This window comes from Aerococcus urinaeequi (genome assembly GCF_001543205.1).
In the GTDB taxonomy this organism is placed as follows: domain Bacteria; phylum Bacillota; class Bacilli; order Lactobacillales; family Aerococcaceae; genus Aerococcus; species Aerococcus urinaeequi.
Map to the genome: position 1 here is coordinate 833,684 of NZ_CP014162.1, position 15,298 is coordinate 848,981.

Here is a 15,298-nt window from a genome sequence, read left to right on the forward strand (position 1 = left end):
TAGATTCAAGTTTCACGCTCGCCTTGGATGCCCCTGGGCGAGCTTTTTTCTAAAAAGGAGGAAGACACAATGACAAATGATTTAGGGAAAAAGGTAATATACCAAGTTTATCCAAAGTCTTTTAACGACACGGATGGGGACGGTTTTGGTGATCTTAGAGGAATCATTGAAAAATTAGACTACCTGGAAACACTAGGTGTCGACATGATTTGGATGAACCCCTTCTACCCATCGCCACAAAATGATAACGGATATGACATTTCAGACTACACAGCCATCGACCCACGTTTTGGAACTATGGATGATTTTGAAGAATTAGTCCGGGAAGGTAAAAAACGCGGTATCGACTTGATGTTGGATATGCCTTTAAACCACTCCTCTACTGAACACGAGTGGTTCCAAAAAGCCCTAGCTGGCGACGAATACTACCAAGACTTCTATTACATTCGCCCCGCTCAAGAAGACGGGTCTCTGCCAACAAACTGGGAATCTAAATTCGGTGGCCCTGCTTGGGAACCATTTGGCGACACTGACAATTACTACATGCACCTCTTCGACGTGACCCAAGCCGACCTAAATTGGCATAATCCAAAAGTGCGTGAAGCCCTATTCGATATCATCCGCTTTTGGATTGATAAAGGCGTACATGGCATTCGTTTTGACGTGATGAATGTAATAGGTAAAAGTGAAGTTCTCGAAGATTCAACAGGTGGTCCAGGTTCTACCCAGGAGAAACGTTTATATACGGATACTGAAAATTCACATGCTTGGATTCGAGAAATGGCTCAATCTACCTTTGGCGATATTGAAGGCTTTGTCACAGTAGGTGAAATGTCCTCTACAACAGTTGAAGACGGTGTTCGTTATACCAATCCTGAAGAAGACAAATTAGCTATGATCTTCTCCTTCCACCATTTAAAAGTTGATTACAAAGACGGCGAGAAATGGTCTAAAGTTGATTTCGACTTCCAATCTTTAAAAGACATTTTAAACGAATGGCAAAAAGGCATGTCAGATGGCAATGGATGGAATGCCCTATTCTGGAACAACCATGACCAACCACGCGCTAACTCTCGTTTCGGTGACACCGAAAACTATCCATACGAAACAACCACCATGCTTGCCCAAACTATTCACATGATGCGTGGTACTCCCTACATCTTTGAAGGGGAAGAAATTGGTATGACAAACCCAGATTTCGACGACATCAACGACTACAACGACATCGAAACATTCAACAACTACCAAATCTTATTAGATAAAGGTGTTTCTGAAGAAGAAGCGATGGAAATTATTAAATTTAAGTCCCGCGATACTAGCCGGACCCCAATGCAATGGGATGATTCAGAAAACGCCGGTTTTACCACTGGTACACCATGGTTGAAAGTAGCTGACAACTACAAAGATATCAACGTGAAGAAGGAACTTGAATCAGGTAAAATCTTCCCGTATTACCAAAAATTAATTCAATTGCGCCATGAACTACCTATCATCCAAGACGGTGCTTACCACGAATTACTAACCGACCACCCGGAAGTATTAGCTTACTACCGAACTTATGGCGACCAAATCTTGTATGTCTTCTCACACTTCTACCCAGGCACCAGTCAAGTTGACCTACCAGGAAGCGTTGATTTAACCCGTGACTATGACAAGTTATTAGGTAATGGTGATTTAGATAAAATGACAGCCTCATTCGAGTTAGGACCGTATGAAACAGTTGCATTCCTTTCGAAATAGCGTATTTTAGAAATAGATAGATGAAAAAGGAGCTGGATTTCCAGCTCCTTTTCTAGACTACAATTTTCATAAAAATTAAATAAACAATTCTTTCCTACCTACTTTTAATTGTTTTTGGAGGCCAAAACAATAAGTATACCATTATATATAAACATACATTTACAAAGATATTAGAAGAATTCTGTGTAAAATTATCCATATTATGAATAGTGGCAGTGAGGACAATTACAGCCAAGACAAACTTAAAGTCATGCCAATAAAATATTTTCTCATTCAATATATCAAGCACAGCATCTAATTTATTTAACCACTTAAGCAATCTTCTAGATTTATTTTTCTGATTTTTATTATCTTTCGGTTTGCCGAATAGGCTATAAACCAATATTATAACCACCCAACAATACATAAATTTCATAAATCTGCTAGAAAAATTTATATTGTCTATAATCATCAAAGTAGTAACAATGGCAATGAATAGTTTTAGATTGTACCATTGAAACATGCGCTCATGGAGATCCTTGAATTTATGATCAACTTTTTGTGTCAGGTCCTTTAGATATGCTATCAATAATTACACTCCTTCTATAGTAGTTCGCTATCGATTGCTTAATTATCTTCCTCATCCATTTTGGTATCTGGTGCTGTCGTAATATCATATTCGTCATAAGGAGAAGCTATAAAACGACTAATATCCTCTTTACTCGTATCGACATCAAGATGATTCATACTAATAGTATATATTTGTCCTTCAAAGTATATTAGAGCTGGATTATCTTCTAGCTGATAGTCTGTTAGGAATGTACCGTATTCATCTGTATTTTCAGATGGATCTAGCATATAGGTATAACCCTCACCCTCAGGATAAACATCGGTCAGTTGATCACCTATCATGTCGTAAGTTTCTGAAATCGTCTGTTCAAGTTTAATATTCTCTTCGTCTGAAGCGCCAGATAGGAACACAAAGAAACTATCCCCTGCTGCAATCTTTTCTTTAATTTCATATAGCGCGATAAGCTCAATTCTTGTATCGCTGGCTTTCTCATTTCTTTCGTTAACTGATTGACTACTTGCTTGGCTATTACTTGAAGATACTATCGCACTTCCTTCACTGGCAGTAGATGGTGTATTTGCATCATGCTCATTATTACTTGTATTTATACAGCCCGACACTAAAATACTTGTCACCAATAATATTGCGTATCTTTTCAACATGAAATCGCTCCCTTTTCTTTATTGTACCAGTAAAAACACCATTTTCTTTGTCATAACTAAAAATCCAATACCTAGAAATGAAACAAAAAATGCCCTCAATCAACCATATATGGTTGATTGAGGGCGCTTTATTAATTATTTAAATACAATCATATTGATTAATGAGCTGTCCGCCGTGCAAATTCTGCAAATCTAAATTTGTCGATCCGGTGGTGGGATGAGGTATATTGAAAAAAGGTGGCATCTTCTAAGTATACATGGCTGTTGACCTGGATGATAAAATCATCTGGGCCAAGGACCATGTGCTTTTGATCGATACGGTCTGCCTTTTTGGCCACAATTTCCTTATTGGCAAAGGATATTTGTAAGTCCAATTCTTGTTCGAAGTATTGATAAATGGATACTTCCGCAATTTCATCTGGCACCCCATCTTGGATAACGGAAACGCGGAGGTAGTCGTGGTCAACAATGACCGTTTCCCCTTCCATTTCACGGGCCCGAATCAAGTGGATGAAGGGTTCGCCCGCTTCAACACCGTCTTCACCGACGAGAAAGTCAGGTGCCGCTACCCGTTTATTACTCAAAACTTGGGTTGCAGTTTGGAAGTGTTGGGATTCTTGCAATTCCTTGTAGGAAGTTAAACCGGATATAGGAAAAGAAAAACGGGCAAAGTCTAGGACGATAGCCCCTTTACCTTGTTTCTTCTGGATAAAACCGGTGTCTTCCAATCTTTTCTGCGCTTTTCGAATGGTTTCGCGCGATACGTCGTACGTCTTGGCCAGGTCATTTTCACTCGGAAGTAACCGGCCTACAGGGTAGATGCCCTGGTGGATTTTATTTTGAATGTCAGCGGAAATAAATTCGAACTTGTACATTTCCGTCACCTACTTATCTAGCTTAATTTTGTGTGTCCTTTTCGCTAGAAGTTAATCCAGCATGTCTAGGTATTGATGGTATTTGTCTTCGCCAAATAGGGTTGAAATCACGTGGGCTTTATAAGCTTCAATATCGATATCCATTGCGATGTAGACATTTTTTGGTCGGTCAGTACGCTCCTCAAAGTCAATGACGGTCTGTCCGTAAGTATACTCACCTTTAGTTTCAATGACCAAGTTAGTATGGTAGACTTCGGTCAAAATTTCTGGGTGCAGATAGCCAACAACTGCTACTAGGTCATGGATAACGATCCCAATTTTGCCTTCATTTTCAAATGAGTTCAGGACATAATCGTCGAACATTTCACGAATCATGCCGCCTAGTTCACCGCCTGCTTGACGGATAAATTCTAAGTCGTTCATATCTAAGAGGGACGGTCTCGTCACGTCTAAACCAACCATTGTAATCGGAACAGATTCGCCCAAGGCTTGATAGACGATATCGACTGAAACGGGGTCAAACCAGTAGTTAAATTCCGCTACCGGGTTCGTGTTCCCGTCAAAAGCAGCCCCACCCATAGACATGATTGACCGGACTTGTTTCATGGTCGCTAAGTCTTTTTCAACGGCCAAAGCAATATTCGTTAGTGGTCCTAAGGTAATTAGGTCGATTTCACCAGGATGTGCTTTAACTTGCTCAAGAATGAAGTCAACTGCATGTTGGTCTTGAATCAAACTTTCATCATAGGGGAAATCAACGCCACCCATTCCGTTCGATCCATGGATATTCCCAGTCGCATTCTCTCTTGGTGGTTTGTTCTCTTTTAAAGAGGTATAATCGTTGTCAGCGCCCGGATAGATCTTCACGCGACCATCGAAATAAGTAGATACCCGAACCGCATTCGTAGTGGTCATATCCAATCCCTTATTCCCGGCAACCGTGGTGAAACCTAAAATTTCCAAGCTATCGTCCGACAAGGCGGTCATCAAGGCCGCCGCATCGTCAATTCCTGGGTCCGTATCAATAATTACCTTACGTTTATCCATGAAAATTCCTCCTATATCCTATCTGTCTATACAAGTTCATTGTAACATGTAAGCGGTTTATTTTATAATAATATTATTTTGGAAACAGGATCTCGTGTCGTTAATCTAACGATTTTGTTTAAATTGTGCTACTACTTGAATATGAGTAGATAATGCTTTTAAGATCTTCTCTAACGCTTCTAAGTCACCAATCATATTACTTGGGTCTGCTTCAATAAAGAAGCCGTAACGGAAGGGTTTCATTGGAATTGGACGGGCATTTAACCCCTCCAAGTTAATGCGATAAACATCTAATACTTGTAGTAATTTTGCTAAAGCACCTGGTTCATGCGGTGTTTCAATATATAACATTAATTTATCATGGTTATTGGTCATATCAATATGGTCGTAACGCTCAAATACTAAAAAGCGTGTCATGTTACCAGCTTCATCATAAGCTGCTGGTTCTAAAGCTTGCAAGCCGTGTAATTCACCTGCTCGCGGACTAGCAATTGCTGCGATAGTAAGGTCATTCTCTTGGACAATAAATTCCGCTGAAACAGCGGTATCAATGTAAGCTACAGGATCCATATTAGGATAGCGGTCGAATAATAATTTACACTGTGACAGGGCTTCTGGATGAGAGTAGACCTTTTCCACTTTTTGAATATCAGCACCAGGCAAGCCCCATAGAACATGGTTAACCGGTTGGTAATGTTCATATTTTGCTAGGACAGGTTGGTAACGGATAATATCCATTGTTCGAGCAATTAACCCTGTTGTCGAATTCTCAATTGGCATGACAATTCGGTCTACTTTTTCAGCCACTAAGTCATCTACCATAGGTTGAAAGTCGTCATAGGAAATGATTTCCAATCGCTCATCGTCAATTTCTACATGCAATTGTTCATTTACAAAGGCAATTGTTGCTGCCTCACTATAAGCCCCCGGTATGCCTTGATAACCAATTCTCATCATTATTTCACCCTTCTTTTTGAAATCTCATATTTATAAGTGTACCAGTTTCAACTGCTAATGTCATTCTGGATAAAACAAAAAAAACCCCCAACTACTATTACGCATAGCAATTGGAGGCATTTATTTTCGATTTATTTTGTAAATGATTTTGCTTGGCCTACAGCATAGTCGTAAGCATCTGCTGCTGAATCTTTTACACGGTCACCGAATGAGCGGTTTGGTAAAAATGATACATCATCAGCACGACGAGCTAAGTCACGACCTGTATGGCGTAATTGGCGACCAGCATCATCGATGAAATCACTGACTACTGAGTTTTTATCTTCTTGGTATAATGCGACAGCGGCAATACCTGCGATTGCAGCAATTGCACCTAAAGCAATTAAACCTTTTTTAGTTGATTGTTCCATGATATCACTCCCCATAATTATTATATACATTATAGCATATCCACTACACCAGCGAAAATAATATGGTTACTGGTCAAGCCAGTAAATTAGGCTAAATATCATACCTTTTTGGTGGCTACCCCTAATTCACGTTCATCAGGAGACATTCCAAAAGTATATAAGAAAGCGGACTGTATCAACGTTACAGTCCGCTTCATACGACTTGTTGTGAAAGCTTATTGACCTGCGCTAATCAAGTCTTTGACGTCGTTGCTTTCTTCTTGGCCATCTGGGTGTTTTACACGGATGTATAATTCACCTTGGCGGGCACCGACTGTGACAACGTCGCCTTCGCTTATTTTATCAGCGATTAACATTTCAGCGATTGGATCTTCAACTTTTTGCTGGATTACACGGCGTAATGGACGTGCACCGTACTCTTTATCAAAGCCTTTACTTGCAATTTCTTTATTAGCGCCTTGTGTCACCCGTAGTTTCACACCTTGCTCTGCTAATAATTTGGTTAAGGCTGTAGTAAATTTCTGTACGATTTCAACGATTTGCTCTTCCGCTAATGTATGGAAGACGATGATTTCATCCACACGGTTTAAGAATTCTGGCCTGAAGGCAGACTTCAATTCTTTACGGATACGGCTATCCATTTCTTCATGACTATCTGTGGCTTGTTTGGCACCGAATCCGACGTTTTTATCGTCACGGATGGCAGTTGCCCCCAAGTTAGACGTCATAATCATGACTGTGTTACGGAAGTCTACTTTACGGCCTTTAGAGTCTGTAATATAACCATCATCCAAGACTTGTAGTAGCATATTGAAGACATCCGGGTGGGCTTTTTCAATTTCATCGAATAATACAACTGAGTATGGGTGTTGACGAACTTGTTCGGTCAACTGACCACCTTCATCGTAGCCAACGTAACCTGGCGCTGACCCAATCATACGACTCGTTGAGTATTTTTCCATGTATTCAGACATATCTAAACGGATGATGTTGTTATCTGAACCAAACATCTCACCAGCTAGCGCTTTAGCTAACTCTGTCTTACCAACACCTGTTGGCCCAAGGAACATAAATGAACCAATTGGACGGTTTGGATCTTTAATGCCAGATCGTGCACGACGAACTGCACGAGCAACACTTCTCACTGCTTCGTCTTGCCCTTTAACACGTTTGTGTAAATGGTCTTCTAGATTGATCAGCTGTTGGTTTTCTGTTTGGGTAAGCTGTTGCATTGGCACACCTGTCCACATAGCAACAATATCCGCTACGTTTTGGCTGTCAATTTCAATATCAAACGGCTCATCTTGAACAACTTGTGGGTTATTTTGTAGGGCGAATAATTCTTGACTTAAACGTTGTTGTTGTTGGTGAACACCTGCTGCTTTTTCAAATTCTTGGGTATTCACATAGTGTTTCTTCAATTCTTCTAAATCAGTTAATTGCTTACGAATGCCTACAATGGTTTGTTGGGTTGTATCTTTATCACCATTGTCTAAACGCGCTGTTGCTGCAGCCTCATCCATAATATCAATCGCTTTATCTGGTAAGAAACGATCAGCAATATAACGGTTACCTAGACGAACAGCAGCTTCAATAGCTTCATCTTTAATCGTCACTCGATGGAATTTTTCATAATCTTTTCGGATACCTTTAAGAATTTCAATAGCATCCGCTTCGCTTGGTTCATCAACTAGGACTTTGGCGAAACGACGTTCTAAAGCGGCATCTTTTTCGATATATTTTTGGTACTCATTTAAGGTTGTAGCACCAATCACTTGTAGGTGACCACGGGCTAAAGCTGGTTTCATCAGGTTGGAAGCATCAATAGCCCCTTCTGCTGCTCCGGCACCGATTAAGCTATGTAATTCGTCAATAAATAAGATGACGTTACCAGCTTTTTCCGTTTCTTCAATTAAGTTTTTCACGCGGTCTTCAAATTCCCCACGGTATTTAGTACCTGCAACAAGGGAACCTACATCAAGTGATACTACACGTTTGTTGGCTAGGGTAGAAACAACATCATTGTTAGCAACGGCAATAGCAACTGCTTCAGCGATGGCTGTTTTCCCAACACCTGGTTCTCCTACTAATACAGGGTTATTTTTAGTTCGACGGCTAAGGACTTGCATGATGCGACGTAATTCTTTCTTACGGCCGATCACTGGGTCTAATTGCCCATTACGCGCTTGCTCAGTTAGGTCTCTAGTTAGTGAGTCTAAGGTTGGCGTTGCACTTTGTGGGCGTTTGCTGCCGCGGTTTGATGGTTTATTATTATTCTCGTTGCTGCGGTTGCGCACTGGGGGACGCTGGCCAATTGAACGGTAGATGTCTTTACGTAATTTCTCGATATCCACGTCCAAGTTTTTCAGGATTCGAACAGCTAGTACTTGGTCAGCGATTAAAGATAGCAAAATGTGCTCTGTGCCGACTAAAGTGACTTGTTGGCGTTGCGCTTCTTCACCTGCAATATATAAAACTTTTCTTGAACGCGGTGAATACACCACGCGATTCAAGTCTACGGGGGCGTCTTGGGCTTCATCCTTACCGTATCCGATGACAAATTCAACTTCTTCTTTCACAGCCTCGTAACTTGGCAAGTGGTCAACTAACACGTTATGCGCAACACCCTCGGGCTCACGGTAAAGTCCTAGCAGCAAATGTTCTGTTCCAATGGCTTTATGACGAAATTGTTTGGCTTCTTCGGCAGCGTACAATAAGGCCTGTTTTGCTTTCTCTGTATAAATTTCGTTCATAAGGTCCTCCTATCTGGTTACCTATATTTCAGCTTCACAAGCATCGATCTTAATATTAAGGACCGAACTTCATCAGCGTTAACAATTTTGCCTAGGGCATCCTTGTCGACTGCTGAGTGCATGATTTGCGCTTCATTTTCGGTAACAATCTCGTTGACTAATAAATTTTGAATGATGGCAGTAGCATCTCGTAATGTCGTTTTTTGGTGGACAAGGTCAACCATAGCATCAATTAAATCTGCTTCTTCGACAATTTCCAATTTCATAATACGGATATAGCCACCCCCACCACGTTTACTTTCTACAATATAACCCTTTTGAGGGGTAAATCGCGTGTTAATCACGTAATTAATTTGGGATGGGACACATTGAAATTGGTCTGCGATCTCACTACGACTAATCTCAACATGCTCTTCTTGTTGTAAGATTTGCTTTAAATAAGATTCAATAATATCAGACATATTTCTATTTTTCATATTCATCACCTCAAGCCTGATTCTTATTTTGACTAACTTTGACTAATTAACCATATCATACGATAACCGCAGTCAAATAGTCAATTCAAAAGCTTGGTAATTGGAGGTGTGACAAAAGTCGTTTAGACTCGACGCACTAGACCAAAATCCGAATAAACACTGCAAGTGTTTAGCATATTTTGGGAAGTGTCGGAAGCGTTTGACTTTTGGAACCTGGTTTGAAGACGTATCTTAACGAGCGTTATACGCTGTAAAAGAAAAAATTTGAAATATCGCATCTTTATATAGCAAAAAGGCAACGCAAAGGAATTGCTGGTCAACTCCTTTACGCTACCCTCAATTTGAAGTGCGCTGGCCTCATTTTTCAAATCAAAATCATTAGACTGTGTTAAGTCACCGCATCTTATGCTAAGGCTGCGATAACCCTGTCGGTGAAGGCTGCTGTTGTTAAATCGCCACCTAAGTCTCGGGTAAAGTTACCTGCATCGGACAAGACCGTATTCAAAGCGTCGCGCAAACGAGTGGCATCCGCCTGTAAACTAATATGGTCTAGTAGGTCTGCAAAGGCTAATAAGATGGCTGTCGGGTTGGCAACACCTTGACCAGCAATATCTGGTGCTGAGCCATGAACGGCCTCAAATATCGCCACATCGTCGCCCAAATTGGCACCTGGCACTAATCCTAAACCTCCAATTAAACCGGCCATCAAATCAGATAAAATATCGCCGTATAAGTTTTCGGTGACGACCACATCGTATTGTTGAGGACGCATAACCAATTGCATGGCCATGTTGTCGACTAAAACTTCTGTTGCTTCAATTTGCGGATATTTAGCGGCAATTTCGCGAGCGACTTTTAGGAATAAGCCGTCCGATAATTTCATAATGTTGGCTTTAGTGACGATAGTAACTTTTTTCCGATGATTTGCTACTGCATATTCAAAGGCCGCGGTCACAATACGCTCAGTAGCTTGCCGAGTAATGATTTTTATAGAGTGGGCTTCATCAGCAGATATTTGCTTCTCCACGCCTGCGTATAAATCTTCCGTATTCTCCCGGAATAAGACGATGTCTACATCCCGGTGTATGGCTGGAATTTGGCCTAATACGCGGATTGGACGGATGTTTGTATGTAATTGATAATGTTTTCTAAGCGATACATTGACCGATCTGAAACCCTCACCAATTGGCGTTGCAACGGGCCCTTTCAAGGCAACCTTGTGGGTATCGATGGCGTCGTAAACGGCTTTGGGAATCAGTTCACCCGTGGCATCAATGGCGTCTTGGCCAGCGACCACTTCATCCCAAGCAATTGGACTTTCTAGGGCTTTTGCCACCTCTTTAACGGCTTCTGTAATTTCTTTCCCAATCCCGTCTCCAGGAATTAAGGCGATTGTATGTGTGTTCGTCATTCAGTCCACTCCTTTTAAAGTCGATAATATAATAGCTTTAATTTATTCATCATTATTGGAAAATGGGTAACAAACCAAAGATGGCAGCAGTAATCACGTAGACAATGAAAATACCAAGTGACACGACCAAACCTTTTTTCTGCCAGTCGCCCCATTCCACGCCAGTTAAACCAAGTAGTACGTATGAGAAAGGTACTAGTGGGCTGAACAAGTGGAAAGATTGACCGATTAGAGATGCAAATGTCAGTTGTAACGGGGTAAATCCGTAAGCATATCCGGCTTCTGACAAGATAGGCATCATGCCGTAGTAGAAGGCATCGTTATGTAGGAAATAAGTACCTGGCGCTGAAATAATGGCTACGATTAGACCGTAGAAACCACTTAACGACTCAGGGATGATAGCGATTAGGGATGTGGCGATGGCATCTGACATACCGGTCGCGTTTAAAATCCCCATGAAAATACCGGCACCAAATACGGTCATAACCACCTGGTTGGCTTCAGATGCGTTGCTGTCAATTCGCGCTTTTTGGTCTTTAGGATTAGGATAGTTGACTAGTAAGGTGATCACTGTACCTAACATAAAGATAATCGCTGAAGGCACAGACCCTTCAACCAATAAGGCAATGGCTACAAGGACGATAATTGAGTTGATCCAGACATTTTTAGGTCGACGTAATTCAAGGGTTTCTGGGTCGTCGATGACCATCATTGCCTGCATTTCTTGTTCAGACAAGTTGACCACACCAAGCGTTTTCCGTTCTTGTAAACCAAAAATCCAAGCGATGATAAACATATAAATCAAACCAGCTACCATCATCGGCACTAAACCACGCATAACATCATTGGTTTCAACCCCCATAACTGCGATAGCACGGGCAGTTGGCCCACCCCAAGGCAGTAAGTTGACGATTGAGTGCGACGTCATGGTTAAAACAGCTAGGTTTAGCATGGACATATTTAGTTTCTTGTAAATTGGCACCATAGCGGTACAGACAATGATCATAGTCGCCGTCCCGTCACCATTTAAGGAGACAGCGGCAGTTAAGGCAACAGTTGCCAAGGCCACTTTTAAGGGGTCCCCTTTGGCAAAACGAATCATCGCGTTAGACAAGGGATCGAATAGACCTGCGTCAATCATGATGGTAAACATATATATTGCGAAGAATAGCATAATCCCGGTAGATGATGTGGTCCCCAAGCCATCCATAGCCGCTTGACCAATATCAATCTGCCACAAATTAAGGACTTGTCCAATTATCGCCCATAACAGTGGCAAGAACACCAAACCAATGAAGGGTGACATCTTCTTACGCATAATAACAAACATGAAAATAACAATCAGGGCGTACCCCATAAATGCAATCATTAAAAACACCTCTTACTTTCTCATCATTTTATATTTGTTTTATCATGTGCTAAATACAATCAATTGTCAATGAAATTTCCGCAAAAATACAAAACGTGTTACATTAGCTTACATATTATGATAGTTATGTTTTATTAGGTGCCAAATAAAAAAGCCAACAAAATATAGGCTTTTGCTGGCTTTCTCAAAAATCGAATCGTTCACATCATTTTTTGTCTTTATAATAAATTAAAAACACTTTGTTTCTTTAGGTATATTTTCTACCGAAGCCTGCCATTCATATCAAAATACCTGACATGACAAGTTGGATTTTATAAATTCTTTAACAAAGTCCGCATTTCTAGGAAATCGTCTGTTGTGCAGGTGGCTACTGTGTTTGGGACTTCTATTTTACTGTAGTGAATGGCTTGCCATCCGGCTTTTATCGCCCCTTCGATATCATTTTGGTAGTCGTCACCGACGAACAAGATTTCTTGAGGTGCAACATTTAAATCAGCAGCAATGGCGTCAAATACCTTGCGTTGTGGTTTTGACCCGCCCATACTTTCTGAAATATACCATTTGTCTCGGTCGATCAATTGGTCGACACCTAGGTTGGCCAATTTGTCGATTTGAGCCTCTGTCGTCCCGTTGGTTAAGACAAATAAGGTCATCCCTTTAGATAAGGCTGCTTCCATCAAGGCTACTAAGTCTTCGCTCAAACTTAATTGTTCTTGATAGTGGTTTTTCAGTTGGTTGAATTCTTTTGCAGTTGCTTGGTCAATTTCATGACCGAAATGGGCGTAGGTTTCAATAACCCGGTCGTTTTTGAAGGCAGCTTCTGTCTTTTTGCCAGCCATAAAGGCTTGATATTCTTGCTCGGAGAATTCAGCGTAGACTTGATTGAAGGTCTCAAAATCAACGTCTAAATGGTGGTCTGTCGCCTGCATATCTCGGTAGGTTTCCTCATAGATGGTTAATCGGTTGTACAAGGTATCGTCTAAATCAAATCCAATTGCTTTCATATCTATCCCCTTTTCAATCATTTTCATATGATAACAAATAGCGGCCCTAAAAGCACATATTATGGAAAAAGACGACCCAAGTCTGAAGTTAGACTGGACCGTCAATTTGTCTGCAATTTTTTAGTAGATTTTGTCATTATATTTTAAAAGTTGAAGAAAAGATTTTGTTGAGTTTTTTATCGCTTTGCTTTCCAAGTTGACAGGCACCGGCATATTGGTACTCATAAATATACTGTTGACCAATATTTTGAATACTTTTTAAACTGGCTTGTTGGTAACCATTTTTACTCAAACTGGCTAAATCACCGTCTAAAAGACCTTGCAATTGCACTTTAAAATCTTCAAGTGCATTGGCTTTATAAACATCTCGGTCAGCTTTTAAATAATCAAAGACAGGTAAATCAGATACAATCGTGTTCACCTTGCTGGCTAATGCTTCAAGTAAGACGATCCCTTCTGTTTCCTCGTGCGTCATGAATAAATAGACATCTGCCATTTGATAGGCAACGCGGACCTGATCACGCGGGATATAGCCGGCAAAAATTAAATTGGGCAACTTGGTGGCAATGGCCTTTTTGACATCTTTAGGTAAGGCATAAGGATTTGAATAGCCAAACCAAATAAAGGTAACCTCTGGCATTTGCTTGGCCAACTCGACAAATTCGATAATCCCCTTACGCTCAATTTGTAGACCCACTGAAATGGCTACTTTCTGGTCTGGGCGCAGATTAAACCGCGCCCGCATGTTGGCCACTTCTTCTTGGCTAGCTTGCCAATAAGCTAGGTCAATCCCGTTTGAAATGACATGGATTGGTTTATCGATATCGTATTTTTCAAGTAAGTTTTTAGCATACTGACTTGGCGTCAGGATCAGGTCTGCCGAGTTGTAACAGGTATTGAGCCAATATTTAAAACCGAGTGACGCTTGGTTAGAGAATGTGTAGGAATTCTTGAAATCTTCCATAGTTGAGTGGGCATGGTAGATGACAGGTTTACCAGCGGCTTTTGCCTTTCTGGCAACGACAAGGGAATGCGGAAAGACGGTATTGATATGAACCATGTCGAAGTCATCCTTGTAGTTGGTTGTATAGGCAATGCCCGCAGATTCAAGGGCCATTTCCTGGTGCAACTGGGCGCGCCCTACCCCACTTTGTTGAATTGATTTCTTCATATCACTGTGCAATAAAATTTTCATCATAGACTCCTATATCCACTTACTCACTAATTCAACTAAAAAGATGGTTGAATAAGAGTAAATCAAAATGGTAATGGGTTTCCCTACTGCTAAGACTTGAACGAAACGCGACAGAGACAAATTGGTTAAACCAGCCACATAGCAAATCACATCAGCCGGCATAAAGGGCAAAATCAAACCTAAAATCAAGATCCGTTTAAAGCCCGACCGGTCATCCAGCCAACTTAAGGCCTTATTATAGTACTTGTCTCCCACTAGCATATGGACCAAACTTCGGCCATACTTTCGGGCTAAGTAGAAGTTGAATATGGACCCTAGAAAAATGGGCATCAAGTTCCAAATAAAGCCCCAGACATTCCCAAACATGTATACGCCAAGGGGGATGGTAATCGAACCAGGTATGACAGGCACAACCGTTTGGATGAATTGAATCACCACAAACATCAGCGGTGCGGCAATCCCAAAGTGGCCCATAAACCTTAAAAAGGCCACTTTGTCCGTCAACAAACCATTCCGCCATGCCCAAACAATAAAGATTATAGTAGCAACCGTACCCACAATATTCAGTAAATGAATCAATCGCTGTACGAATTGTTTACGATGCATGTCCATAGCCAATCTCCCCTCAATAGTCTACACTATTGTCTGAAATTTTAATCACCTTTAGTATAACCTATTTCTTCAATTTTTATTGTAAACTTTTTATAAGGTAGAATCATAGGCCAAAAGTACTATTATAGATACAGAAAATGAAAAAAGGCGCAAGCATCGACGCCGAGATAGGAAGGTGAACCCCTTTCCTGTCTGAACGCCATGTCTCGCACCTTTTTAAAAATACACGAAATTTAA

Annotated in this window: 13 protein-coding genes; 1 reads left to right on the forward strand and 12 read right to left on the reverse strand. The window is 40.9% G+C overall.

The features are described 5' to 3' along the window. The first annotated feature begins 69 nt into the window (after window positions 1–69). Window positions 70–1,740 (forward strand): alpha,alpha-phosphotrehalase, encoded by a 1,671-nt coding sequence (treC, locus tag AWM74_RS03730; protein WP_026465193.1) that lies wholly within the window; start codon window positions 70–72, stop codon window positions 1,738–1,740. Window positions 1,741–2,346: 606 nt separating this feature from the next. Here treC and AWM74_RS03740 read toward each other — a convergent pair. From AWM74_RS03740 to AWM74_RS03795, 12 genes are all read right to left on the reverse strand, one after another. Further along, window positions 2,347–2,952: a hypothetical protein gene (locus tag AWM74_RS03740; protein WP_026465191.1), complete on the reverse strand. Its 606-nt coding sequence runs from the start codon at window positions 2,950–2,952 to the stop codon at window positions 2,347–2,349. A gap of 158 nt (window positions 2,953–3,110) precedes the next feature. Continuing rightward, on the reverse strand, window positions 3,111–3,827 hold the full coding sequence (treR, locus tag AWM74_RS03745; RefSeq protein ID WP_034257893.1) for a trehalose operon repressor: 717 nt from the start codon (window positions 3,825–3,827) through the stop codon (window positions 3,111–3,113). A 51-nt stretch (window positions 3,828–3,878) separates the two neighbouring features. Next, complete coding sequence (locus AWM74_RS03750; protein WP_026465189.1) at window positions 3,879–4,874, reverse strand: nucleoside hydrolase; 996 nt, start codon at window positions 4,872–4,874, stop codon at window positions 3,879–3,881. A gap of 105 nt (window positions 4,875–4,979) precedes the next feature. Beyond that, window positions 4,980–5,831 carry a prephenate dehydratase gene (locus AWM74_RS03755; RefSeq protein ID WP_026465188.1) on the reverse strand — a complete coding sequence of 284 codons (852 nt, stop codon included), beginning with the start codon at window positions 5,829–5,831 and terminating at the stop codon, window positions 4,980–4,982. Between the two features lie 131 nt (window positions 5,832–5,962). Next, the gene (locus AWM74_RS03760; protein WP_016898044.1) at window positions 5,963–6,241 is read right to left on the reverse strand and encodes a hypothetical protein; all 279 of its coding nucleotides are present in this window, start codon (window positions 6,239–6,241) and stop codon (window positions 5,963–5,965) included. 215 nt (window positions 6,242–6,456) lie between these two features. Then, window positions 6,457–8,994 carry an ATP-dependent Clp protease ATP-binding subunit gene (locus AWM74_RS03765; RefSeq protein ID WP_026465187.1) on the reverse strand — a complete coding sequence of 846 codons (2,538 nt, stop codon included), beginning with the start codon at window positions 8,992–8,994 and terminating at the stop codon, window positions 6,457–6,459. Between the two features lie 17 nt (window positions 8,995–9,011). Beyond that, window positions 9,012–9,470 carry a CtsR family transcriptional regulator gene (locus tag AWM74_RS03770; RefSeq protein WP_026465186.1) on the reverse strand — a complete coding sequence of 153 codons (459 nt, stop codon included), beginning with the start codon at window positions 9,468–9,470 and terminating at the stop codon, window positions 9,012–9,014. 403 nt (window positions 9,471–9,873) lie between these two features. Next, complete coding sequence (locus AWM74_RS03775; protein WP_026465185.1) at window positions 9,874–10,881, reverse strand: isocitrate/isopropylmalate dehydrogenase family protein; 1,008 nt, start codon at window positions 10,879–10,881, stop codon at window positions 9,874–9,876. Window positions 10,882–10,933: 52 nt separating this feature from the next. Further along, window positions 10,934–12,250 (reverse strand): CitMHS family transporter, encoded by a 1,317-nt coding sequence (locus AWM74_RS03780; protein WP_026465184.1) that lies wholly within the window; start codon window positions 12,248–12,250, stop codon window positions 10,934–10,936. Between the two features lie 311 nt (window positions 12,251–12,561). Then, window positions 12,562–13,254, reverse strand: coding sequence for an HAD family hydrolase (locus AWM74_RS03785; protein ID WP_026465183.1), 693 nt, complete (start codon window positions 13,252–13,254; stop codon window positions 12,562–12,564). A gap of 136 nt (window positions 13,255–13,390) precedes the next feature. Next, window positions 13,391–14,452: a glycosyltransferase gene (locus AWM74_RS03790; RefSeq protein ID WP_026465182.1), complete on the reverse strand. Its 1,062-nt coding sequence runs from the start codon at window positions 14,450–14,452 to the stop codon at window positions 13,391–13,393. 6 nt (window positions 14,453–14,458) lie between these two features. Next, window positions 14,459–15,061, reverse strand: a complete 603-nt coding sequence (locus tag AWM74_RS03795) for a TVP38/TMEM64 family protein (protein ID WP_026465181.1) — start codon at window positions 15,059–15,061, stop codon at window positions 14,459–14,461. Window positions 15,062–15,298: the final 237 nt, after the last annotated feature.

What these genes read in the sequence shown, in the direction of transcription:
- treC (WP_026465193.1), top strand. Translation starts at nt 70, where the DNA reads ATGACAAATGATTTAGGGAAAAAGGTAATATACCAAGTTTATCCAAAG.
- AWM74_RS03740 (WP_026465191.1), bottom strand. Translation starts at nt 2,952, where the DNA reads ATGTTGAAAAGATACGCAATATTATTGGTGACAAGTATTTTAGTGTCG.
- treR (WP_034257893.1), bottom strand. Translation starts at nt 3,827, where the DNA reads ATGTACAAGTTCGAATTTATTTCCGCTGACATTCAAAATAAAATCCAC.
- AWM74_RS03750 (WP_026465189.1), bottom strand. Translation starts at nt 4,874, where the DNA reads ATGGATAAACGTAAGGTAATTATTGATACGGACCCAGGAATTGACGAT.
- AWM74_RS03755 (WP_026465188.1), bottom strand. Translation starts at nt 5,831, where the DNA reads ATGATGAGAATTGGTTATCAAGGCATACCGGGGGCTTATAGTGAGGCA.
- AWM74_RS03760 (WP_016898044.1), bottom strand. Translation starts at nt 6,241, where the DNA reads ATGGAACAATCAACTAAAAAAGGTTTAATTGCTTTAGGTGCAATTGCT.
- AWM74_RS03765 (WP_026465187.1), bottom strand. Translation starts at nt 8,994, where the DNA reads ATGAACGAAATTTATACAGAGAAAGCAAAACAGGCCTTATTGTACGCT.
- AWM74_RS03770 (WP_026465186.1), bottom strand. Translation starts at nt 9,470, where the DNA reads ATGAAAAATAGAAATATGTCTGATATTATTGAATCTTATTTAAAGCAA.
- AWM74_RS03775 (WP_026465185.1), bottom strand. Translation starts at nt 10,881, where the DNA reads ATGACGAACACACATACAATCGCCTTAATTCCTGGAGACGGGATTGGG.
- AWM74_RS03780 (WP_026465184.1), bottom strand. Translation starts at nt 12,250, where the DNA reads ATGATTGCATTTATGGGGTACGCCCTGATTGTTATTTTCATGTTTGTT.
- AWM74_RS03785 (WP_026465183.1), bottom strand. Translation starts at nt 13,254, where the DNA reads ATGAAAGCAATTGGATTTGATTTAGACGATACCTTGTACAACCGATTA.
- AWM74_RS03790 (WP_026465182.1), bottom strand. Translation starts at nt 14,452, where the DNA reads ATGATGAAAATTTTATTGCACAGTGATATGAAGAAATCAATTCAACAA.
- AWM74_RS03795 (WP_026465181.1), bottom strand. Translation starts at nt 15,061, where the DNA reads ATGGACATGCATCGTAAACAATTCGTACAGCGATTGATTCATTTACTG.